Below are 20,855 nucleotides of genomic sequence, written 5' to 3' on the forward strand. Positions count from 1 at the left end.
TGCGCAGCACGGTGGGACCCGTCCAACCAGAGGCGAAGCCCCTACAATCGCCCCATGCCACCCCCCGCCCCGCCCGCACCGCCCGACCCGCGACCCCCGACGCTCGTCGTCGACGCCGACGGCTGCCCCGTGAAGAACGAAGTCTACCGCGTCGGGCGGCGGTACGGGTTGAAGGTGATCCTCGTCGCCAACACCCAGCTCGGCGGCCCGCCGATGGAAGGCGTCGAGCGCATCGTCGTCCGGAGCGGCCTCGACACGGCCGACGACTGGATCGCCGAGCACGTCGGACCGCGGGACATCGTCGTGACCGCCGACATCCCGCTCGCCTCGCGCTGCGTCGCCGCCGGCGCCCGCGCCCTCAGCCCCCGCGGCCGCGTGTTCACGCCCGACGACGTCGGCGACGCGCTGGCGACGCGCGACCTCCTGACCAGCCTGCGCGAGGGCGGCGTCATGACCGGCGGTCCGCCGCCGTTCACGCCGCGGGACCGGTCGAAGTTCCTGCAGAAGTTGGATGAGCTGGTGCAGGCGGCGCTGCGGGCGGAGTGACGGGCGGGTCGACGGCGTCGTCCGCCAGCGCCACCAGCCAGCGGTTCAACGCTTCGCGCGCCGCCGGCAGCGTTTGCATGGCCGTCCGGTTGGCGACCAAGGACGATGCCGTCGCGACGTCGAGCAACGCGCGGAAGGGGTCGGCGGCGCAGCGCTCGCCCGCGACGAGGGCGAGCGGCCAGTGAACGGCGAGGATGTCGGCGAACGCGGCGTGGCGCGCGGCGAGGGCACGGCGCAGTTCGTCCCACTCGGATGCGTCCGCACTGTCGGCGATGTTGGCGCGGAAGACGCGGATCACGAACGCCTCGACGCGGTCCCAGCCGGCGACGAATTCGGCCAAGGCGATGTCCTCAGCACGGCCGGGCGGCAGCAGCGACTGCAGGTGCGCGGTGTACGGGTTCATCGTAGAGGGAATCACGCAGGCCATCGCCAGCAGGCGAGCGACGGGCCGGGTCGATCGACGGCCAGCGCGCCGTAGTAGCCGGGGCCGGGCGTCAGGCGTCGCACGGACCACGCGCCGGTCGAGGTGTCGTCGGCGATCGTGCCGCCGAGCGTCAGCGATCCATCCGCGTGGACGTCGACGTCGAAGCGCGTGAAGCCTGCCGACAGGCCGGCGCCGATCGCCTTGGTGTACGCTTCCTTGGCCGTCCAGAGCGTGAAGAACGCGTCGCGCCAGCCGTCAGCCGATTGCCCGGCCAGATAGGTCTGCTCGACCGGCGAGAAGTACCGCGCCGCGATCGCCGCCAGGTCGTTGTGGCCGCGCCCGGTCTCGACGTCGACCCCGACGCGGCAGCCGCGCGCCACGGCGACGAGGGCGAGGCCGCCCGAGTGGCTGAGGTTGAACGCGAGGTCGGCAGTGGCGAGGCCATCGGCCCGGTCGATGCCCGTCGCCAGGTGCGGCTTGCCGAGGTCGTCCACGACGAACGCGACGTCGCCCGGCGCACACCCCGCATATCGCGCCAATACCTGCCGCAGCCGCGCCCGCGCCACGCAGAAGCGCACGCCGTCGATCGGGCGGCGGAAGCGCGCCACGCGCAGCCGCTCGTCGGGGGCGAGGACGAGGGCGTTGAGCGCGGCGACATCGACGCCCGGCAGATCCAGCTCGATGCGCCAGACGTGGACGTCGCCGGGCGCGAGGACGAGGTCGCTCGGCGGCGGCAGCCAGACACGGGCATCGATCGCGCCGTCAGGCACGGTCACGCTACGTGCTCAACGCGTCGGCGCGCTTGGGTCATCGGCCGATGTTGTCATAGGGCGATGATGTCATAGGCCCATGATATCGTCCCGGACGCGCTCGGCATCGGACTTGGAGGTCGAACCCACCGGCACCGCCTCCTCGTCCCCCCGCAGCCGCAGCAACAGGAAGTCATCGTCCACCCCGAACCCCGCCCGCTCGTAGAACGGCTTCGCCCGCTCGGCCGGCGAGACGATCAGCTCCTCGAAGTCCTGCTCCCGCGCCCACGCCACCACATGTGCCAGCAGCGCCGCGCCGATGCCCTGGTTCCGGTAGGCCGGCACGGTGTAGCAGTCCGTCACGTACCCCCACTGGTCCGACGTCCGGCACGGCCGGGGCACGGGCGATATCTTGTGCACGGACATCGTGCTCACGATCAACCCGTCCGCCTCGGCGATCCAGCGCGTCCACGTCCCGTCGGCCACGCCGGTGATGAAGTGCGCCAGAAACCGCCGCTCGAACGCGTCGAACGACTCGACGGGCACCTCGCCGCCCTCGGCGCGGAAGTCCCAGCGCATGCGCGCGAGGAGGAGGGCGTCGGCGGGGGCGGCCTTGCGGAATGTGGGGGGCATGGGGGTCCTCGGGGGGCGGGTCACGTACGCCCTCAAACCTGGCGTCGGGACGACGATAGCACGGGGCTTGGGTGCGCCGGACACCTGGGAGGGTCAAGGTCGATGGCCAACTGCGCGGGGCCGATGGTTGTCGGAGACCCTGGACCTAAGCGTTGACGGTAAGTCTCACGCCCAACGCCCGAAGCACCTTGAGCACGGTGTCATACCGCGGCTTCGCGCCGGGCGCGAGCGCCTTGTACAGGCTCGTTCAATCCTCACGTCATCCGCCATCGCCGAGGTTGCCGAGGCCAGCCATCTTGGGGATGAGAGACCGATGCCCGGCACGGTCAATTGCCCGCCGCCGAAGAGAAACATGGCTCATCGCCCGATTTCAACATTGAATCCCGACCACAATCAACATTGCTCTTCACCCAGAATCAACATTGAATCCCGACCACAATCAATGTTGCTCCCCACCCTCCCGAAACCGCACCCGCAGCACCACCCCCACGTCCACCGCCACAGCCGGCGCGCACATCGGCGCCACGCGCTCGCCATCGCCATGCACCATCATCTCACGATACCGCCGCCCATGCGGGTCGCGGTGGACCTCGAGGCGCCGCTCCGGCAGGCTGACGAGCCAGACCTCGGGCACGCCGTGGCGCGCGTACAGCGGCAGCTTGCGGCGGCGGTCGTGGGACAGCGAGGTGTTGGCGACCTCCACGGCCAGCAGGACGTCGGAGACGTTGGGCACTCGGAGGCAGTACTCGTTGGGCTCAGGGCGCAGGAGGGCGACATCGGGTCGGACCACCGAGTCATCGCCGAGGCGGACCGCGTTTTCAGTCCAGACGACGAATCGGTCCCCTTCCCGTGCCATGAATAGGCGGGTCAGGGCCATCTGACACGAAGCGTGGAGAGGTCCGGGCGTCGGAACCACGAAGATCTCGCCTTCGATCAACTCGGTGTGCTGATCGGGCGGAATGAAGCCGGTGTCGCACAGCGCCAAGTACTGGTCGGCAGTAAACCGCCAGCGGACTTGCCGGCGCGCACGCAGCGGCATGGAAGGAACTTGGACGGCCATCGGCTCCATCCTGATCGGGGCGTCTCGCGGGTACGTCGCACAAGCATAGCAGCGAGCATATCGGCCAAACAGCCGTGGCAACAGGTCGCGCGCGACAGGTCGGTGACAGCTTGGCGACATTGCCGCGCCACGTGCTCGCCGCGAGCCAAACAGAGGAGCCGCCCCCATCGGGACGGCTCCTCTCGATGCCCCTATTCAGTTGTCCCCATCGGCCGGGCCGATCGCATCGGCCCATCCAAACGCGCGCCGCCTCACGCCACCTTCGTCGCTCCGGTCCCGGTTCCGGCCCCAGCCCCAACCCCCTTGACCGGCATGTCCATCGGATCGTCCGGGTGCTCCCGGTCCCACCGCTCCTTCAGCGCCGCCATGTCCATCCCGATCGACTCGCGGCGCACGACGCCGCCGTGGAACGCGTCCACGTGGGACACCGCGGCGCGGAGCGACTTGTCGAGGCGGACGCTCGGGTACATCGAGCCGTCCAGGCGGATGTGCGGGCTGAAGATGCCGATGCCGGGCAGGCGGACGCGGACGCCAGCGCTCAGCTGCTCGGCCAGCTCGCGCGCCAGCTCCTGGAGAACCATCTGGGCGATCGGCTGGGTGACGAGCGTTCCGATGGAGAGCCGCGCGGCCAGCTCGTCGATCTCCATCGGTGGTGCGCCGGAGAGGCGCGGGCGGTAGGCGTTGATCGCCTTGATCCAGCTTGTCATGAACGTTCCTTCCTACCGGTGAGCGCTCGCGGGTCAAGTCGAAGGGTGCGAGCGCACGCCCAGCATAGGGGGCAACGTCGATCCCGCGACGTCGGGAAACCGCCGCGCGGCCGCCGCGCAACCGTTAATCCGTCGCCTGTACCCCTGCGCCGTGCCGTATGCCCTGCCCAACACCGCGTCCAGCGTGCTGCCGTCCGCCGACCTCACCCGAAGCCGCACTCACAGCAACTCGGCAACGTCCACTTCGATGTCAGGCGCACAAAGCGGAGCAGCCACATCGCCCGCCTTGAGAACGGTGATATCGCGATACCGGCGACCGTGCGGGTCGCGGTGCACCTCGAGGCGCTGCTCCGGCAGGCTGACGAGCCAGACCTCAGGCACACCGTGGCGGGCATACAACGGCAACTTTCGGCGGCGGTCGTTCGCCAGCGACGTGCTGGCAACCTCGACGGCCAGAAAGACGTCCGCAGCGTCGGGCACACGGCGGCGGTACTGGCGCAGTCCAGGCCGCAGGATGGCGACATCGGGTTGGACGATCGAGTCATCACCCAGTCGTACGGCATCCTCGACCCAAACGACGCCGCGATCGCCAAGGTGCAGGACGAATTGGTGGAAGAGGAACGTCTTCGACGAAGCGTGCAGCGGGCCTGGCGGTGGCACGACGTAGATCTCGCCTTCGATCAGCTCGGTGTTCTGATCGGACGGCAGGACGCCGGTAGCGTACAGGGCCACGTATTGCTCGGCGGTGAACCGCCACCGAACCTGTCTGCGGGAGCGCACGGGTGCATCAGCGGCTCGGACGGCCATCGGCTCCATCCTGAATCGGGGCGTCGCGGGATGTGTCGCACAAGCATAGCAGCCAGCGTAGCGGCTCAGCCGCCCGTCTGACAGGGTGCCGACGACACATCCGCGACAACTTGGTTACAGCGCCCTCGCGCCATCCCTGAGAGCGTCGCAGCCTACCGCCCCACCGCCAGGAACGCGCGATACGCCATCGCCGCCCCCGTCCCGCACCCCGCACATGCCCGCCCGAATCCGAGCGCCGCGAGCGACGGGTGCCCCGGCGCGCCGCCACCGTTGACCGCTACCCCCGCCGCCGGATCCCCCGCCGCCAGCCCGATGTACGTCGCCGCGTCGGACGTGTCGTTCTCCGAGATGTCGTTCACGAGCACGACGACCGGCCGATCGCTCGTCACGACCGCCGAGCCGTACGTGCCGGCCGGCATCGCGTTGAACGCGGCCGACGGGTAGAACGTGCGGCTGGCCCGCGCCGGGATCGCCACGCTGCACGGCGCGCCGCACGACGTCTGCGGCACGCCGGTGTCGCTTGCGAACGCCAGATCGACGCGCGCCGCTTCGTCTGAGACGTTCGTCACCTGGATTCCGGTCGTCAACCGCATGGCCGTGTGCCCGCGCCGCACGAGCGGCAGGACCACCCGCCGCGCCGCCTCGCGATTCGGCACGGCGCTGTAGGCCGCGCCCTGGATGGTCAGGTCCTTGGCGTCGAGCACGACGGCGGCGATCGGTGCGTCCGCCGTGATCCGGGCCGAGGCGACGCAGTTGTCCGGCAGCACGGCCGAGGTGCCCTGGTAGATCGTCGCCCCGCTCCCGCCCGCCACCGTCACCGGCGCCTCGTCGAACGACTGGCCGGCGCACGCGCCCGTGCTGCCATCGTAGTGCACGCGCACCGTCGTCGCCGCGGCGCCCGGGTTCACGACCGCGATGCCGGTGTCGTACAGTCCGACGGTCGTCGCCTGGCGCTTGCGGACGAGGGGCGCGTTGAGCTCAGTGGCCAGCAGCGTGTCGGGAATCCCCTCGAACGCGTAGACCGCCTTCTCGCTGGAGGCGACGTCGATGAACGACTGGACTGCGACGTCGGCCGCGCTGGTGATCCGCATCCAGCCGAGGAAGCCGTTCGGCGACGCATCGGCCAGCAGTCGGAAGTCGGCATCCCGCTCGAAGTCGATCGTGACCGCGGCACCGGGCGCGACGTGCAGGTCGGCCGTCGCGAACGCCGTCACGCCGCCCATCCCCCTCACCTCGACGTGGACCGAGTGCTCGGCGGCCGTATCCGTGTTCTGGATGGACACGAGCGACGTCTGGCCGTAGTAGTCCGCCACCACCAGCGGCAGCACGACGGTCTTCCCCGGCACGACGCTGGAGTAGATCCCGGCCGCGCGCGTCGTCTCCCAGTCCGTCCGGGCCAGTGCCGCGATCGGGCGGTCGGCGCTGACGACCATGGCGTACGCGCCGTTGGCCAGGCCGGGGACGAGCGGCAGGTAGACGTTGGCCGCGGTGCCCGGCAGGATGATCCGCGTGATCTCGATCGGCGCGCCGGTGCGGCCGTAGAACTGAATCTTGGCCGTCGCGACGTTCGTGAAGTCCAGGTTCTGGACCTGGATGCCGGTTGCGCCGGCACCCTGGATGGCGGCGGTGTGCGCAGCGGTGCGCACGGCCATGCGCGCCGCGCGGGCCGGCGGGACGGCCGGACCGGCGGCAACGGCGGCCAGCGCCACGGCGAGCGCGGCGGCAACGGCGCCGCGCCGGACGATGCGGGCGACCAGGCGTCGCGCCGATCGGAGGGTGGATCGTTTCATGGGTGTCTCCTTTGTGGTATCGTCGGCGGCATCCGGTCGTGCGGCGATGGCGGGCGCATCAGCGCCACCGCGACACGACGTGATCCTATCGACATTCGGCGCGCCAACAAGGCGACATGTCGCCCCGGACCAGCCGGTGACATCGCCTCCCACGCCTCGCCCCTCAGCAAGCCTCTCAGCAAGTCCCTCGAAAGGATGTCCGATGAAGCTCATCATCCGGATCGCCGCCACCGCCGTCGCCATCTGGGTGGCCGACCGCTACATCAACGGGATCGACGTCGCGCTGTCCGGCCAATCGCCGTGGCTCGTCTACGCGGTCCTGGCGCTCATCCTCGGCCTCGTCAACACGTTCATCAAGCCCATCATCACGCTGTTCACGCTGCCGATCACGTTCCTCACGCTCGGCTTGTTCCTGCTCGTGATCAACGCCGGCATGCTCCTGCTCGCCAGCAAGCTCGCCCAGTGGGCCGGCTACGGCTTCACGGTCGACGGGTTCATCCCGGCGGTGCTCGGTAGCGTGGTGATCAGCTTGGTCGGCGGGGTGTTGTACGGGCTGCTGAACGGGAGCGACAAGGGCAGCCGGCGGCGGTGACGCCGGTGCGGTGGGGTGGCCGCGCCGGCGTCACCGGCGCGGGCGCCACGTGCGGCGAAGCGCGCCCGAGGTCACCGGGAACGGACGAGGACCCGCGGACCATTGTGTGCGGTGCCCAGCCAGACGCTGCCGTCCGGGCCGAACGCGAAGTCCGTGATGTGGGTCGCCGCCAGCCCGTCGCCGCTGCGGAGCGCGCGCCATGACCCATCCGGCAGCCGGACGCGCAGCCCGTCCGGCAGATCGCCGACCCAGAGGCTGCCGTCCGGACCGACGGCCAACGCTCGGCTCGGGTCCTCGGTCTCGAGGTCGATGAACGGCGCAGCAAGCGAGGGGTCTTGCTCCGGCGTCGTCCAGGCGCCCGCCTTGTCGCGACGCGACAGTCCCGCCGCCGTCCGCACCCACAGCGCACCGTCACCCTCGACGGCCAGCGCGAAGGCGCTGCCGGCACCGGCGCCCGCCGGCAGCCCGATCCTCTGCCAACCTTGGCCCGGCGCGTAGCGCGCCAGTTCCTGCGTCGCGCCCCCGCCGCCGGCATCGTCATCACCGTAGAAGCCCACCCACACCGATCCGTCGCTCCCCGCCGCGATCGCAGAAGGGGTGTTCGCCGGCAGGCCATCGGCCGGACCGAAGCACCGGAAGAACGGGTCGTCGGCAGTCGTACAGACGATCTGGACCTGTGTGTACGGGGCCAGCCACCACACCGAGCCGTCTGCGTCGATCGCAAGCGCCGTGACGCGCCCGCGCGGGTCGTCCTCGGCGACGCTCATGCGCAGCGGCAGCGCACCCGATTTCATCCGTCCGACGACGCCGCCGCCGGTGGCCACCCACACGGCTCCGTCCGCGCCGATCGCGATGTCGTCGACGATCGAGAGATCGTACGTGTCGGACGGATCGAACGGCGCCAAGCTCCCGGCCGCCCGGCGCTCGACGATGCCGTCCCCGCCGCCCAGAAAGACGCCGGCCGGCGATGCCGCGACGACCGAGCCGCCGGCGTCGCCGATCGCGGCCGCCTGGAATCGGCTGTAGCGCCCGTCTGGCGTTCGCTCGTACAGCCCGACGTCAGTGGCCAGCCAAGCCGTTCCGTCGCCATCGAGCGCGATGTCGGTCAGCCCATAGATCGTGTAGACCTGAAGGCCTTCCGCCTGCCCTTCCACGCGCGCGCCGCCCGGCGCGTCTGCGTCCGGAACGGTCATGACCCCGTACTGCCAGCCGATCCACGGCTGTCCCTGCCCGTCCAGCGCCAGATAGGCCGCTTCGCCGTTGGGTTCCATGGCGACCGCGCCGAGTTCGACCGATACCCACTGGCCATCCTCCGTCAGGATGCTCATCTCCGGACGCCAGAGACTCCCGACGGGCTCGACCGATCCGTGCAGCGCCAGGACACGCCCATCCGGCCGGATGCCGACGTCCCAGACACGCGGCGTCGACTGCCGCCCGATGGTTTCCCATGACTGCCACTGCCCGTCGGCCCGGCGCACCTGGAGACCGTCGTACAGCGTGCCGATCCAGACGTCGCCGTTTGGCGCCGGGCGAATGCACCCCACCTTGTTGACCTTGTCGATGCCCCACGGCGGCTGCTCCCAGTCCCCGTCGGGTCCCAGCCGCGCGACGCCCATCACCGCCCCGAACCAAACGCCGCCTTGCGTGTCAACCGCCACCTTGATCAAAGCGTTGCCGACGCGTTCGGTCCGGATGTCGCCGTCGCCTTGGTCGACTGTGATCGGGAAGTCGGACGGCAGCGGCGGCCGCACCGTCGTCCAGACCCCATCCGGCGAGCGCCGCCCCGCCCCAAGATCGGTGGCGACCCACACCGTGCCGTCCGGCGCAAACGCGATGTCGTTCGCCGCATTGCTCGGCAGGCCGTCGGCGACGGTGAACTGCGCCAGCGCCTTTCCGCTGCCTGACCATCGGGTGACGCCGCCACTCACGCTCGTCGTCCAGACTTCGCCCGCCTTCGGGTCGACGGCCACGCTCGTCAGGTCATCGCTGTCGACGAACGCCTCGAGGCGATCGATCGCGAGCGTGGGAAGGTCGACCGCGTCGGTCGATGTGATCCCCGAGCCGGAACGATTGGCCGTCAGGGGCGATGTGCTGGGCGACGCGGAATCGGACGCGATCGACGTACCCGCAAGCTCGGTGGGCGTCGGCACGGGCGCACCTTCGAACGGCACGCCCGCGTTCCGACCGGCGCAGGCGAGCACGGACAGGGTGAACGCGGGCATGAACGCGAGCACGATCAGGCGGCGTTGCATCGGTTGAACTCTCCTCGATATCGAACACGGACGGCTTGTGGGTTGCGGCGTCCCTGCGACAGGGTGCCAGCGACGGACGGCGTCACGGCGACCGCATCTCTCAGCGGAAGCCCTTCAACGCGGCCAAGCTTACGCGGACGGCGTTGCTCAGGTGTTACGCGTCAGGCCGCCACGTGCTGCTCGCCACGTTCACGGCCCCCACTCGAACCCCCGCACCCCCCGCTCCGCCGTCCCGACCCACACCCGCCCATCCGGCGCGACGGCAATCTCGCTCACCGCGCCCAGCGTCGGACCGCCCACGACCTCGCCCCATCCGTTGTCCGACCGGCGCGCGCGCAACGGGTGCGACCGCGCACCGACCCACAGCGTGCCGTCGGGCCCGGCGGCCAACGCCGCGGCGTCGCGCGTCGCGCCGAAGCGCCAGTGCGGCTGGTCGGCATACGTCGTCCAGCGCCCGTCGGGCGCCAGGCGGGACAGCCCGCGGGCGCTCATGACCCAGAGCGCGCCGTCGGGCGTCTCGGCCAGCGCGTATACGGCATCGCGGATGAGCGGCTCGGGCGGCGCAACGCGCGTCCAGCCCGTTTCGGGGCGATGGTACGCCATGTTCCGCGCGCCGAAGGGCTGGTCGCGCCACGCCAGGCGCGTGTCGAAGCCGACCCACACCGACCCGTCGCGCCGCGGCAGGATCGCCGTCGGCTCGAGCGCCGGCAGGCCGTCGTCGAAGCCGTAGCGGATCCATGTGCCGTCCGCCAGGCGGCGGCTCACCCCGACGGCGCCCCGCCCGTCGGCCGCACGTCCGGCCTGGCCGGACGCGCACCACAGCGAGCCGTCGGCGCCGAACGCCAGCGCGTTCGTGTGCGGATCCACGAGGCCGTCGTTCACGCCGAACGTCGTCATCGCCCCGTCCGCCGTGCGCCGCACGACACCGCGCGGCGTGCCGAACCACAGCGTCCCGTCCGGTGCGGCGACGATCGCGTCGACGCGCGCGTCCGCGGGATCCAGCGGCGTCCCGTCGTCGGCGGCCACGACGTCGATGTGCGTCAGCTTGCCATCCGGCGCCAGCCGGTCGGCACCGAAGCGGGAGCCGAACCAGACACCGTCCGGTGCGAGCGCGAGCGCCGTGATGTGGTTGCTCGCGAGGCCGGGCGCCGAGCGGCGCGTGAGGGCGCCCGACGGACCGCGCACCGCGATCCCGCCCGATCCGCCCACCCACACGGCGCCGTCCGGTGTCGTCGCCAGCGCGCGCAGCTCGCGGAGCGGCGCCAGCGGTCCGCCGTCGACGGCCATCACCGACCAAGGCGCCGCCGCTCCAGCGGCCCCGCCGAGCATCAGCGCCCCCTCGGCGGCGATCACCGGCGCGCCCGCGGCGTCAAAGGCAAGGCGCCGCAGCGGGCCGGGACGGGACACGTCGCGCAGCCGCGCATCGAGATCGCCCAGCGGCACCGTCCGCCACGTCGAATCGACCGCCGCCGGGTCGATCGCGTCGACCACGACCGGCGGGCCGAGCGCATCGAGCACCCAGACGTCCCCGCCGGGGGCCGCCGCGATGTCGACGGGCCGCTGGACTTGAAGCTCGTCGCGGAACATCTCGAACCGGCGGCGCTGGCCGTTCGCCCGCACCTGATGGAGCGGTGCCGCATGATCGAAGGGCGAGCTGAGCCAGACATCCCCATTCAACATGGGCACGATCCGGTCGATCGCATTCTGGAATCCGAGCATGTGCGACCATCGGCCGTCCGGCGACAACTTGGCCACGCCGTCGTCGAGGCCGATCAGGACGTCGCCACCCGCCGCGACGGCAACGGACCGCGGCGTCGCCGGTTCGGTGCGGCCGCCGTCGACGGGGGTCGGCAGCGGCGGCGGCTGCACGGCCGTCCACGTGCCGTCCGCCGCGCGTTTGGCCGCGCCCCGATCCGTGACCGCCCAGACATCGCCGTTTGGGCCGACGGCCACATCGTCCGCCGCCAGCCAGAGGTCGTCGACGTCCGTCGTCACCGTCGCCGTCACGCCGCCGGACGCCCAGCGCACGACGCCGCCGTACGTCGCGGCCCAGACGTCGCCCGTCGCATCGTCGACGGCCAGATCGCGCACGTCGTTCGGGTTGACGAGCACGACCGCGTCGGCGACGGCGAGCGGCGAGGAGGGCTCGGGCGTGGACATCGGCGTCGGCAGCGGCGTCGGGGCGATGGGGTCGGCGGCGAGGAGGATGGGGAGGTAGATCGGGGTTGCGGCGGTGGCGACGGCGGGGCGGGCAAGGAGCGCCAGGAGGGCGAGGAGCGCGGGGGCGCTGGAGAAGACAGCGTTCCGGATCGCAGGGACGAGAGCGCGATCGGCGGGGGTGGTGGATGGACGCATGGGGGTGCTCCCGTCTGCGGTGCGGGTCTGTCGTTGGCCGCGAGTCCAGGTTTGGCGACGAGCCGTGGACGGCCCGTCGGCGGCCACGCCGTAACGGCTGACACCAACCGGCGCATCCGGGTTCCGCCGAATCGTTACAGCGCATGGGTCGACGCCTGGTCCGACCCCAGCAACCTGGGTCGACCCCGATAGCTTGGTTTGACCCCGACAACTTTGACCCCGACAACAACGGCCCCGGAGCTGCAATGCTGCTCCGGGGCCGTGTGCTTTCGCAATTCAGTTGTATCTGGCCGTCCGTCCCTTGCGGGACTTCAGGCCGTCACACCGTCACGCAGTGCGCGCGGTGTGGTTGGGGTGGACTACCAGCCGCCGCGACCGCCGCCGCCGCCACCGCTCGAGCGATAACCGCCGCCGCCGCCACCGCCACCTGCGCGACCACCGCCGCCGCCACCGGCCGGGCGCTCGCCCGCCTCGTTGACGGTGATCGTGCGGCCGCCCATGGACGAGTTGTTCAGGGCGCGCATCGCCGCGTCGGCGGCGTTGTCGTCGTTGAACTCGACGAAGCCGAAGCCGCGGCTGCGGCCCGTCTCGCGGTCGGTGATCACAACGGCATCGGCGACATCGCCGTGCGGTGCGAACGTGGTGCGGAGCTCATCCGAGGTCACGGACCACGGGAGACCACCGACAAAAAGCTTCTTGGCCATAGGGAACAGAACCTCCTGGTTTGGCGAGGCGGCACGTTGGCCGCTCGCCGATGTGGATCGGGGATGCGCAGCTTGGCCTGAGGTTCCCTACACCACACACAGGAGATCCCAGAATCGGCACACAAGAGGGGCGAACCCGTCGCCGCTAGTGCCGGGAGGCACATCACGCGGTGACCCTTGTCATATCGATATCAGAGGACAACTGACGGAGCGGGAGGGCGAACTCATTGATGCATACGTTCGACTCGGTGTCGAACCCACATCCTCAATGGACAACAGTATACCCTACTTTGGCTGCAATTGCGACGTTCGCCATTAATCTTGTAACAGACCGCGAGGGCGGAGGCTCTCGCCCCCGCCCTCGTCATGCGGCTGCTTGCGGTCGACGAACTAGTAGTCCATCTCCCCAGGCCCGTCCGTGTGCGGCTTCTCCTTCTCCGGAGCGTCCGCGATGAGGGCCTCGGTCGTCAGGATCATCGATGCGATGGAGGCGGCGTTCTCGACCGCGGCGCGGGTCACCTTGGCCGGGTCGATAATGCCCTTGTCCATCATGTCGATGTACTCGCCGGAGAGGACGTTGTAGCCCAGCGTGTGCGACTTCTTGGAAGCGCTCTGGCGCAGGATCTCCTCGACGATCACCGCCCCGTCGCCGCCGGCGTTCTTGACCAGCTGCTTGACGGGCTCGGCCAGCGAGTGAAGGACGATCCGCACGCCGGTGGCCTCGTCGGAACCCGTCGGGACGTCGATCTTGGCCAGCGCCTTGCGGGCGTGCAGCAGCGTCACGCCGCCGCCGGGCACGATGCCCTCCTCGACCGCGGCGCGCGTGGCCGAGAGCGCGTCCTCGACGCGGTGCTTCTTCTCCTTGAGCTCGACCTCGGTGGCGGCGCCGACGCGGATGATCGCCACGCCGCCGGCCATCTTGGCCAGGCGCTCCTGGAGCTTCTCCTTGTCGTAGTCGCTGGTGGTCGTGTCGATCTGGGCGCGGATCTGGTCGATGCGGCCCTTGATCGCCGCCGCGTCGCCCCGGCCCTCGATGATCGTCGTGTCGTCCTTCGTGCTGACGATCTTGCCGGCGCGGCCGAGGTCGCGCAGCGTGGCGCTCTCGAGCTTCTTGCCGATGTCGTCCGAGATCACCGTGGCGCCGGTGAGGGCCGCGATGTCCTGGAGCATCGCCTTGCGGCGGTCGCCGAAGCCGGGGGCCTTGACGGCCAGGCAGTTGAAGATGCCGCGCAGCTTGTTCAGCACGAGCGTCGCCAACGCCTCGCCGTCCACATCCTCGGCGATGACGACGAGGTCGCGCTTGCCGGTCTGGACGAGCTGCTCCATGAGGGGCACGAGGTCAGCGGCGGCGCTGATCTTCTTGTCCGTCACCAGGACGTAGGGCTCGTCGATGACGGACTCCATCGTCTCGGCATTCGACATGAAGTACGCGCTGATGTAGCCGCGGTCGAACTCCATGCCCTCGACGTACTCGGTCTCGAACTCGAGCAGCCGGGACTCCTCGACGGTGATCACGCCGTCCTTGCCGACCTTGTCCATCACGTCGGCGATCAGGTTGCCGATGTGGTCGTCGTGCGCGCTGATCGAGGCGATGTGGGCGATGTCGTCGCGGCCCTCGACGGGACGGCTGATCTTCTTGATCTCGGCGACGATCGCGGCCGTGGCCAAGTCGATGCCGCGCTTGATCTGCATCGGGTTCGCGCCGGCGGCGACGTTGCGCAGGCCCTCGGTCACCATCGCCTGCGCCAGCACCGTGGCCGTCGTCGTGCCGTCGCCGGCAACGTCGTTCGTCCGCATCGCGGCTTCCTTGAACAGCTGCGCGCCCATGTTGGCCCACGGGTCGGTCAGCTCGATCTCCTTGGCCACCGTCACGCCGTCATGGGTGACGGTCGGCGAGCCGAACTTGCGTGCCAGCGCCACGTTGCGGCCCTTGGGGCCGAGCGTCGTCTTGACGGCGTTGGCGACGATGTCGACGCCTTCCTTCAGGCCGCGGCGGGCGGCCTCGTTGAACACCAGGATCTTGGCCATGTATGCAGTCTCCTTCGAGAATCGATCGGGCGGTCGTGACTGAGAGTGGGGATTGAGCGTGCGGACGGAAGTGGGCGCGACGGGTGCGCTAGCTGGCCACGCGGGCCAGGATGTCCTTCTCGCTCAGCACGAGGTACTTCTTGTCGTCGATCTTGAACTGGGTGCCCGAGTACTGGGCGTAGAGGACGACGTCGCCCACCTTGACGTCCATCGGGATCCGCTTGGTCCCGTCCTCGTCCAGCCGGCCCGGCCCGACGGCCATGATCGTCCCGCGCTGCGGGCGCTCCTTGGCGCTCTCGGGCAGGACGATGCCGCTGGCGGTCACCTCTTCCTGTTCGATCGGCTCGACGATCACGCGGTCGCCCAGCGGCTGCAAGTTCATGCCCATAGCGTGCCATGCCTCCTAGTAGATCGGATTCGATTTGCGATTTGCGGGTTGCGCCGGTCGCACGTGCGCCGGCCGCCGGACGCAGCCGACGTCGACGACGCGGCGGCGATGTCCGTTACGGGTGGCGATCGACCGCGTTAGCAGTCGCGGCCCGGGTTTGCCAGCCGCCCAGGCGGGGAGAGTATAGTGCGGAGCCCGAATCGAACAAGGTGCGGGCGATTAGACGTCCGTTAGAGGATCGCGAATTCCGTGTATGGGCACCCCTTGTGGGTGCCCTTACGGCCCCTCCTCGAACGAGCACAGCTTCATCCCCTCGTGCGCCGGCTGCGACGTGCTGTCCTCTGCGAGCGCCTTCTCGAACCACGGCCTGGCTTCGTCGCAGCGGTCCTGGAAGGCGAGCGCGAAGCCGAGCAGGTAGTAGAAGTCCACCTGCTGCGCGCCGAGTTCGATCGCGCGCTCGAGGTGGTGGGCGGCTTCTTCCCAGTGCTTGGCGGCGTACGCCGTCCAGCCCATGTGGCCGTGGCCGGGCGCGTAGTCGTCGTCGGCCTTCACGGCGCGCTCGAAGCGCGACTCGGCGGCGTCGATGTCGCCGGCGTCGTAGTCCAGCAGCCCAAGGTTGTCCCAGCCGATCGGGTCGCTCGGATCGATCTCCGTGGCGGTCTTGAACGCCTCGCGTGCCGCGGCCACATCGCCGCCGAAGCGGTGGATGCGGCCGATGTCGATCAGGAACAGCGTGTTCCGCGGCTCGAGCTCCGCCGCCCGCCGGTAGTGCTCCAGCGCCGTCGCCGACGCGCCACGCGCCTCCCACGCCATCCCGAGCGCCCGCGCCGCGTACGCGTCGTCCGGCCCGCGCTCGACGGCCTTCTCCGCCTCGGCCAACGCGGGGTCCCACCGGCCGGCTCCGGCGTACGCCTCAGCCAGCGCCGCACGGCCGCCGGGGTTGTCTGGATCGAGGTCGACGGCCTTCAACGCAGCGTCGATCGCGCCCTCGGAGTCGCCGCCCCAGTCCAGCGCCACGGCCAGCGCGGCCTGCGCGTCGCTGGCGTCCGGCGCCGCCGCGACGGCCGTCGCCGCCGCATCGGCCGCGTCCGCGTACCGTCGGCGCGCCGCCAGCCGCCGCACGCGCGCCAACGCCACGTCGGCCCGCGTCGGGTCGATCGCCTGCGCCGTGGCCCACGCCGCGAGCGCCTCGCTCTGCCGCCCGGCCGTGCGCGCGGCCTCGGCCGTCGCCAGCGTCACCGGGAGCGGCGGCGTCGAGGTCGGGCCGGGGGTGGGCGACGGCAGGTAGCGCGAGATCGCATTGCGGACGATCGTCGGTCGCTCGCGCAGGTAGATGGCGCCCGCCAAAAGCACCAGCGCGGCCACGAGGGGCCAGCGGCGGGGCTTGCGGCGGTGGGGGTCGCGGGGGGCATCGGGGGAGAAGAACACGGCGGGCGATGGTAGCGGGGGGTGGGGGTGGGGGGCAAGGCTGGTTCGGCCGACCCAGTCGACGGTAGGACGACGAGCAGACCGAATCGCCCGTCGTCCTGCCCGCTATATCAATCCCCTGCGGTCGCCGACTTCACCCAACCGCGCGCCGCGAAGGTCACGAACGCCGGTCAGCGATGCGTTTCAGCCGCCAAGGACCACGGATCGGCGTACAGGGCGACATGACCCCGTCGCCCTTCGTCAGTCGTCGTCGTCGTCCTCATCCTCATCGTCCGCGTCCTCGTCTCCCGCCTCATCCTCGTCCCCGCCCTCCGCCGCCGCCGGATCCGGCGTGGCGTACGCGCTCGCGGCGCCGTGCTCGTAGACCAGCGCGCCGCCCGAGTGGCCCACCTCGTAGCCGAACCAGACGAGGGCGAGCGCAGCCACCGGCGCGACGCTGCGCGCGACCTGACCGGGCTTGCCCTTCACAAGGCCGACGAGAACGATCGCGGCGGTGAGCAGCGCCAGGTTGCGGAACAGCTCGCCCTCCTCCTCATGCTCGTCCACGAACCGGTCGCCGATGACCTCCTCGACCTTCTCGCCCGACTCCTCGCCGGTGTACGTCGCGGCGAATGCCGAGATCGCCAGCAGCACCGAGAAGGCCGCGGCGATGCCCCAGGCGGTCCGCACGGCCATGCCGCGACGGACCGCGAAGAATGCGCCGAGGAGCACGACCGGCTGGAGGACCATCAGCACGATCGGAAAATGGACGACGGCAGGGTGGAGCGGATCGGGATACATCTTCGCGGGACTCCTGTGAATAGCGCGGATCAGGCGTTTGGGCCGAGAGTATGCGCCCCAACCCATGGACACGGCCAGTACCGGACGATATAATGGCACGCGCTTGTGTCAACGCCACGCCGGCGCGGGCATGGGACAGGGGGGAAGCGAGGCGGACACGGGCGGCGCGAAGGGCAGCGGTGAAGGCAAACGACCTCACACCGCGGCCGAACGCACCGTCGGAGTCCACTTCGCAGACGTTCGATCGCCGCCACGACCGCCCGAATGCGGGCTTGGCTTGGCCCCCGGTCCCGTTTCCGTTTGCCGTCTGGGCGCCAGGACCGATCGAGCGATCATGCCCCATCTGCGACCGCCGGACCCGTCGGCCCGCGGCGATGCAGCCCCCACTGTAGGGCACGCTGCCTCCCGCCCCCACCGACCGCGACAGCGCCAGCGCCATGCGCGGGTGCTGGCGGCGCTGGCTACGTGCATCCCTGTGGCGGCGGGCGCGTGGTGGGGCTCGGCGGCGGTGCAGGCCGATCCCATTCTGCCGCCCATCCACCTCGACTCGCTCGGGATCGTGCCCCCGATCGGCCAGTTGAACGACCCGCACGGGATCGCCGCCAGCCACGGCGAGGACGGACGGTTCTACGTCGTTGACGGCGCCAACGCCCGCGTCCAGGTCTTCAGCCCGAGCGCCCTGCCCCTCGGCGAGCTCGGCCGCCGCGGCGACGCGGTCGGGCGCGGCGAGCTCTGGCAGCCGGCGGATGTCGCGGTCAGCCCGGACGGGAAGTTCGTCTACGTCGTCGACCGCGGTACGCGCAAGGTGATCCGGTTCACGCCCGAGCTTTGCCTGCCGCCCGAGAACCGCCCGAGCTGCGCCTCGGGCAGCTGGGGCGGCCGCGGCCGCGGCAACACGCTCTTCGAGTCGCCCGTCGGCCTGGCGACGGACCGGCAGGGCCGCGTGTACGTCGTCGATCAGGCGACGGACGAGGTCAAGGTGTTCGACAGCGAGGGCACGCACGTGACCACGTTCGGCGGCTCGGGCAACGGCAACGGCCAGCTGCTCCAGCCGACGGATGTCGACGTGGCGCCCGACGGCACGGTCTGGGTGGCCGACCGGGACAACGACCGCGTGGTGGCGTTCAAGCCGAACGGCGAGTACCAGAGCACGTTCCGCGGCGCGCAGCAGTCGATGTTCCATCCGGACGGCATCGCGGTCGGTCCGAACGGGCAGATGCTCGTCGTTGACCAGACGCCGGCGGAGGGCGAGCCGCGGGTCACGTGGTACGACAAGGGCCGGCTGGCGTGGCAGATCGAGCTCACCGGCGGTCCGGACATCGACCGCGGCGCCCCGATCGCGGGCGGCGTGGCGTTCCTGTCCGACGGGCGCGGGATCGTCGCCCACCCCCGCTCCCTCGAGTACAGCCTCTACCTGGCGAACGCCGACAGCTCGTTCATGCCGTTCGCGCTGCGCGGCCAGGAGCGGAAGCAGTTCGATCTGCCGACGGATGTCGCGCTCGACCCGCAGTTCTATGTGGTGGCGGACAAGGGCAACGGACGCGTCCTGATCATGAACCCCCAGAGCGGCGAGTCCGACGTCATGCTCGGCGGCCTCTACCAGCAGACGGTCGGCATGCTCGAGCCGACGGCCGTTGCCGTCTGGCGGACCGGCCCGGCGTGGGCCGACGCGCGGATCTACATCGCCGACCCGGCGCGCCATTCCGTGTTCGTCGTCCGGCCCGATGGCCAGGTGATCGACCGGTGGGGGTCGGGCGAGCCGCGGCGGGACCCGGAAGGGTTCGCCGAACCCATCGACCTGGCGGTCGGGCCGACGGGCGAGGTGTTCGTTGCCGACAAAGGCAACGGGCGCATCGTCCGCCGCAGTCCGGACGGACGTTTACTCGGCCTCGTCGGTGAGCCCGGCGACCTTCCTGGCCAGCTTCGCTACCCGATCGCCGTGACCGTCGGGCCGGACGGGCTGGTCTACACGCTTGAGTTCGGCAAGTCCCGGGTACAGGCGTTCACCACCGACGGCAAGCCAGCCCATGTCTGGCCCGGCGCCAGCCTGCCCGTCCAAGCCGAGCTCGGCCTGCCGTGGAACCCCGTGGCCCTCGCCGCCGACGACCGTTTCGTCTACATCCTCGAGAACGACCAGCGCGAGCACGTCCGGGTGCAGGTCTTCCAGCCCCGGCTTGACGCCCAGGTCATCGGCGACGTCGTCGCCACGTTCGGCACCGAGCCCGGCCCGAACGCCGGTCAGCTCTGGAACCCGCTCGGCCTTTCCGCCGGCGACGGCAAGATCCTCATCGCCGACGCCGGCAACAACCGCGTCGAGCTCTTCGGCTGGGACGACGGCCACGTGATCCCGCCGACGGACGGCCCGGACACGCCGACACCGTCGGACACGCCCACATCGCCCCCGACCGCAACGCCCGACGTCGCGCCGCCGACCGAGACCCCAACGGCAACGCCCAGCGACGCGCCGAGCGCAACGCCGACGGGCCGACCGACCGACCCCGTGCCGTCGGCCACGACGCCGCCCGTCGGATCCGCGACGCCGACCGCGTCGCCCCCGCCCGACACCGCGACACCCACCGCCACCCTCGGGACGCCCTCGGCCAGCCCGCCGCGGCCGAGCGAGTCGGCCAGCCGGACGCCGACGGTCACCGCGACGCGGGACGCGGGGCTGACGGTGCGGTTGTTCCTGCCGCGGGCGTATCGGGTGTACCGGGGGCGCTGATCGGGGTCACGGGCCTGCTACCCCTCGTCCAACAACCCCGCCAGCGCCACGATGACGATCCGCCCACCCTCGACGTCGATGCTTTCGATCACGTCCCCGATCATCGGCACGAGCACCTGCCGCTCGCCCCGCACCACCAGGATGTCGCTCGCGCCGGCGTTCATGAGGTCGACGACGCGGCCGACCGGGTCGCCGTTCGTCGTGACGACGGCCAGGCCGATCAGGTCGTGCGGGTAGTAGCTGTCGTCTTCGTCCAGCGGCACGGCGTCCGACGTCGGGACGTAGACGGACAGGCCGCACAGGGCGGCGGCATCGTCGCGGTCCGCGGCGCCGCCGAAGCGGACGAGGAGGCGCCGGTCGTGCGACCGGACGGTGTCGATCGTCACCGGACCGGGCGGCTCGCTGCGCGCGAGGTCCGGGCCGGCCACCCAGACCGTCCCCCCGGGCTTGAACCGCGCCTCGGGGTGATCGGTCAGGATGTCGACCTGGACCTCGCCGTGCAGACCATGAGGCCGCCGGATCAGACCGACGGCGATGTACTCGGGGCGATCCGCGCGCGCAGCGGTCATCGCGCCGACCGGACGCGACGCCCGGACGCCGCGCGCGCCACCGCGCCGTTCAATCGACGATCTCGAGCCGCCACCGCTCGCCGTCGGCCGCCGCCGTCAGGAGCGACCGCACCGCAGTGGCCACCCGACCGTCGCGGCCGATCACGCGCCCCATGTCCTCGGGATCGACCTTCAGCCGGACGTAGTGCGTCCGGCCCTTCGAGAACGACGAGACCTCGATGGCCTCCGGCTTCTCGGCCAGCGCCGTGGCGATCGTGCGAACGAGCTCGGTCATTTCGGCGCCCATCTCAGCCCGCCTGACCGATCCGCTCCCGAATCTCC

The 20,855-nt window shown here is 70.8% G+C and carries 19 protein-coding genes; 3 read left to right on the forward strand and 16 right to left on the reverse strand.

The genetic code is table 11. The annotated features are described in order from the left end of the window. The first annotated feature begins 54 nt into the window (after positions 1-54). Positions 55-546: a YaiI/YqxD family protein gene (locus tag IPG72_12525; GenBank protein ID MBK6769814.1), complete on the forward strand. Its 492-nt coding sequence runs from the start codon at positions 55-57 to the stop codon at positions 544-546. Here the strand turns inward: IPG72_12525 and IPG72_12530 are convergent. The 7 genes from IPG72_12530 to IPG72_12560 form a co-directional block, all read right to left on the reverse strand. Then, entirely contained in the window at positions 473-949 is a 477-nt protein-coding gene (locus tag IPG72_12530) for a hypothetical protein (protein ID MBK6769815.1), read from the reverse strand. The two genes, IPG72_12525 and IPG72_12530, sit on opposite strands and share 74 nt — an antisense overlap. An 11-nt stretch (positions 950-960) precedes the next feature. Beyond that, positions 961-1,746, reverse strand: coding sequence for a 4'-phosphopantetheinyl transferase superfamily protein (locus tag IPG72_12535; GenBank protein ID MBK6769816.1), 786 nt, complete (start codon positions 1,744-1,746; stop codon positions 961-963). Positions 1,747-1,809: 63 nt separating this feature from the next. Beyond that, positions 1,810-2,352 (reverse strand): GNAT family N-acetyltransferase, encoded by a 543-nt coding sequence (locus IPG72_12540; GenBank protein ID MBK6769817.1) that lies wholly within the window; start codon positions 2,350-2,352, stop codon positions 1,810-1,812. A gap of 439 nt (positions 2,353-2,791) precedes the next feature. Beyond that, positions 2,792-3,412: a Uma2 family endonuclease gene (locus IPG72_12545; protein ID MBK6769818.1), complete on the reverse strand. Its 621-nt coding sequence runs from the start codon at positions 3,410-3,412 to the stop codon at positions 2,792-2,794. A gap of 251 nt (positions 3,413-3,663) precedes the next feature. Then, entirely contained in the window at positions 3,664-4,119 is a 456-nt protein-coding gene (locus IPG72_12550; protein ID MBK6769819.1) for a hypothetical protein, read from the reverse strand. A gap of 219 nt (positions 4,120-4,338) precedes the next feature. Further along, positions 4,339-4,851: a Uma2 family endonuclease gene (locus IPG72_12555; GenBank protein ID MBK6769820.1), complete on the reverse strand. Its 513-nt coding sequence runs from the start codon at positions 4,849-4,851 to the stop codon at positions 4,339-4,341. Between the two features lie 227 nt (positions 4,852-5,078). After that, positions 5,079-6,716 (reverse strand): hypothetical protein, encoded by a 1,638-nt coding sequence (locus IPG72_12560; protein MBK6769821.1) that lies wholly within the window; start codon positions 6,714-6,716, stop codon positions 5,079-5,081. A 202-nt stretch (positions 6,717-6,918) separates the two neighbouring features. Here IPG72_12560 and IPG72_12565 point away from each other — a divergent pair, with 202 nt between their 5' ends. After that, the gene (locus tag IPG72_12565; protein ID MBK6769822.1) at positions 6,919-7,308 is read left to right on the forward strand and encodes a phage holin family protein; all 390 of its coding nucleotides are present in this window, start codon (positions 6,919-6,921) and stop codon (positions 7,306-7,308) included. 71 nt (positions 7,309-7,379) lie between these two features. Here IPG72_12565 and IPG72_12570 read toward each other — a convergent pair whose 3' ends face one another. The 7 genes from IPG72_12570 to IPG72_12600 all read right to left on the reverse strand — a co-directional run bounded on the left by IPG72_12570 (position 7,380) and on the right by IPG72_12600 (position 17,243). Continuing rightward, positions 7,380-9,560 carry a hypothetical protein gene (locus IPG72_12570; protein MBK6769823.1) on the reverse strand — a complete coding sequence of 727 codons (2,181 nt, stop codon included), beginning with the start codon at positions 9,558-9,560 and terminating at the stop codon, positions 7,380-7,382. A 189-nt stretch (positions 9,561-9,749) separates the two neighbouring features. Beyond that, positions 9,750-11,915: a hypothetical protein gene (locus IPG72_12575; protein ID MBK6769824.1), complete on the reverse strand. Its 2,166-nt coding sequence runs from the start codon at positions 11,913-11,915 to the stop codon at positions 9,750-9,752. 359 nt (positions 11,916-12,274) lie between these two features. Next, positions 12,275-12,619: an RNA-binding protein gene (locus IPG72_12580; protein MBK6769825.1), complete on the reverse strand. Its 345-nt coding sequence runs from the start codon at positions 12,617-12,619 to the stop codon at positions 12,275-12,277. Between the two features lie 390 nt (positions 12,620-13,009). Beyond that, complete coding sequence (groL, locus tag IPG72_12585; GenBank protein ID MBK6769826.1) at positions 13,010-14,647, reverse strand: chaperonin GroEL; 1,638 nt, start codon at positions 14,645-14,647, stop codon at positions 13,010-13,012. Between the two features lie 88 nt (positions 14,648-14,735). Beyond that, a complete protein-coding gene (gene groES / locus IPG72_12590; GenBank protein ID MBK6769827.1) occupies positions 14,736-15,029 on the reverse strand; it encodes a co-chaperone GroES in 294 nt (97 codons plus the stop codon). 282 nt (positions 15,030-15,311) lie between these two features. Continuing rightward, positions 15,312-16,463 carry a tetratricopeptide repeat protein gene (locus tag IPG72_12595; protein MBK6769828.1) on the reverse strand — a complete coding sequence of 384 codons (1,152 nt, stop codon included), beginning with the start codon at positions 16,461-16,463 and terminating at the stop codon, positions 15,312-15,314. 240 nt (positions 16,464-16,703) lie between these two features. Continuing rightward, complete coding sequence (locus IPG72_12600; protein MBK6769829.1) at positions 16,704-17,243, reverse strand: hypothetical protein; 540 nt, start codon at positions 17,241-17,243, stop codon at positions 16,704-16,706. Positions 17,244-17,577: 334 nt separating this feature from the next. Here IPG72_12600 and IPG72_12605 point away from each other — a divergent pair, with 334 nt between their 5' ends. Then, positions 17,578-19,965: a hypothetical protein gene (locus tag IPG72_12605; protein ID MBK6769830.1), complete on the forward strand. Its 2,388-nt coding sequence runs from the start codon at positions 17,578-17,580 to the stop codon at positions 19,963-19,965. A gap of 17 nt (positions 19,966-19,982) precedes the next feature. On the opposite strand, the gene rimM is transcribed toward IPG72_12605, so the two are convergent. Together rimM and IPG72_12615 are read right to left on the reverse strand one after the other, a co-directional pair. Then, a complete protein-coding gene (gene rimM / locus IPG72_12610) occupies positions 19,983-20,534 on the reverse strand; it encodes a ribosome maturation factor RimM (GenBank protein MBK6769831.1) in 552 nt (183 codons plus the stop codon). Between the two features lie 49 nt (positions 20,535-20,583). Next, positions 20,584-20,808, reverse strand: coding sequence for a KH domain-containing protein (locus IPG72_12615; GenBank protein ID MBK6769832.1), 225 nt, complete (start codon positions 20,806-20,808; stop codon positions 20,584-20,586). Positions 20,809-20,855 lie beyond the last annotated feature (47 nt).

Source organism: Candidatus Avedoeria danica (genome assembly GCA_016703025.1).
GTDB lineage: Bacteria > Chloroflexota > Anaerolineae > Epilineales > Epilineaceae > Avedoeria > Avedoeria danica.

What these genes read in the sequence shown, in the direction of transcription:
- IPG72_12530 (MBK6769815.1), bottom strand. Translation starts at nt 949, where the DNA reads ATGAACCCGTACACCGCGCACCTGCAGTCGCTGCTGCCGCCCGGCCGT.
- IPG72_12580 (MBK6769825.1), bottom strand. Translation starts at nt 12,619, where the DNA reads ATGGCCAAGAAGCTTTTTGTCGGTGGTCTCCCGTGGTCCGTGACCTCG.
- IPG72_12600 (MBK6769829.1), bottom strand. Translation starts at nt 17,243, where the DNA reads ATGTATCCCGATCCGCTCCACCCTGCCGTCGTCCATTTTCCGATCGTG.
- rimM (MBK6769831.1), bottom strand. Translation starts at nt 20,534, where the DNA reads ATGACCGCTGCGCGCGCGGATCGCCCCGAGTACATCGCCGTCGGTCTG.
- IPG72_12570 (MBK6769823.1), bottom strand. Translation starts at nt 9,560, where the DNA reads ATGCAACGCCGCCTGATCGTGCTCGCGTTCATGCCCGCGTTCACCCTG.
- IPG72_12525 (MBK6769814.1), top strand. Translation starts at nt 55, where the DNA reads ATGCCACCCCCCGCCCCGCCCGCACCGCCCGACCCGCGACCCCCGACG.
- IPG72_12545 (MBK6769818.1), bottom strand. Translation starts at nt 3,412, where the DNA reads ATGGCCGTCCAAGTTCCTTCCATGCCGCTGCGTGCGCGCCGGCAAGTC.
- IPG72_12540 (MBK6769817.1), bottom strand. Translation starts at nt 2,352, where the DNA reads ATGCCCCCCACATTCCGCAAGGCCGCCCCCGCCGACGCCCTCCTCCTC.
- groES (MBK6769827.1), bottom strand. Translation starts at nt 15,029, where the DNA reads ATGAACTTGCAGCCGCTGGGCGACCGCGTGATCGTCGAGCCGATCGAA.
- IPG72_12605 (MBK6769830.1), top strand. Translation starts at nt 17,578, where the DNA reads ATGCCCCATCTGCGACCGCCGGACCCGTCGGCCCGCGGCGATGCAGCC.
- IPG72_12575 (MBK6769824.1), bottom strand. Translation starts at nt 11,915, where the DNA reads ATGCGTCCATCCACCACCCCCGCCGATCGCGCTCTCGTCCCTGCGATC.
- IPG72_12550 (MBK6769819.1), bottom strand. Translation starts at nt 4,119, where the DNA reads ATGACAAGCTGGATCAAGGCGATCAACGCCTACCGCCCGCGCCTCTCC.
- IPG72_12565 (MBK6769822.1), top strand. Translation starts at nt 6,919, where the DNA reads ATGAAGCTCATCATCCGGATCGCCGCCACCGCCGTCGCCATCTGGGTG.
- IPG72_12560 (MBK6769821.1), bottom strand. Translation starts at nt 6,716, where the DNA reads ATGAAACGATCCACCCTCCGATCGGCGCGACGCCTGGTCGCCCGCATC.
- IPG72_12615 (MBK6769832.1), bottom strand. Translation starts at nt 20,808, where the DNA reads ATGACCGAGCTCGTTCGCACGATCGCCACGGCGCTGGCCGAGAAGCCG.
- groL (MBK6769826.1), bottom strand. Translation starts at nt 14,647, where the DNA reads ATGGCCAAGATCCTGGTGTTCAACGAGGCCGCCCGCCGCGGCCTGAAG.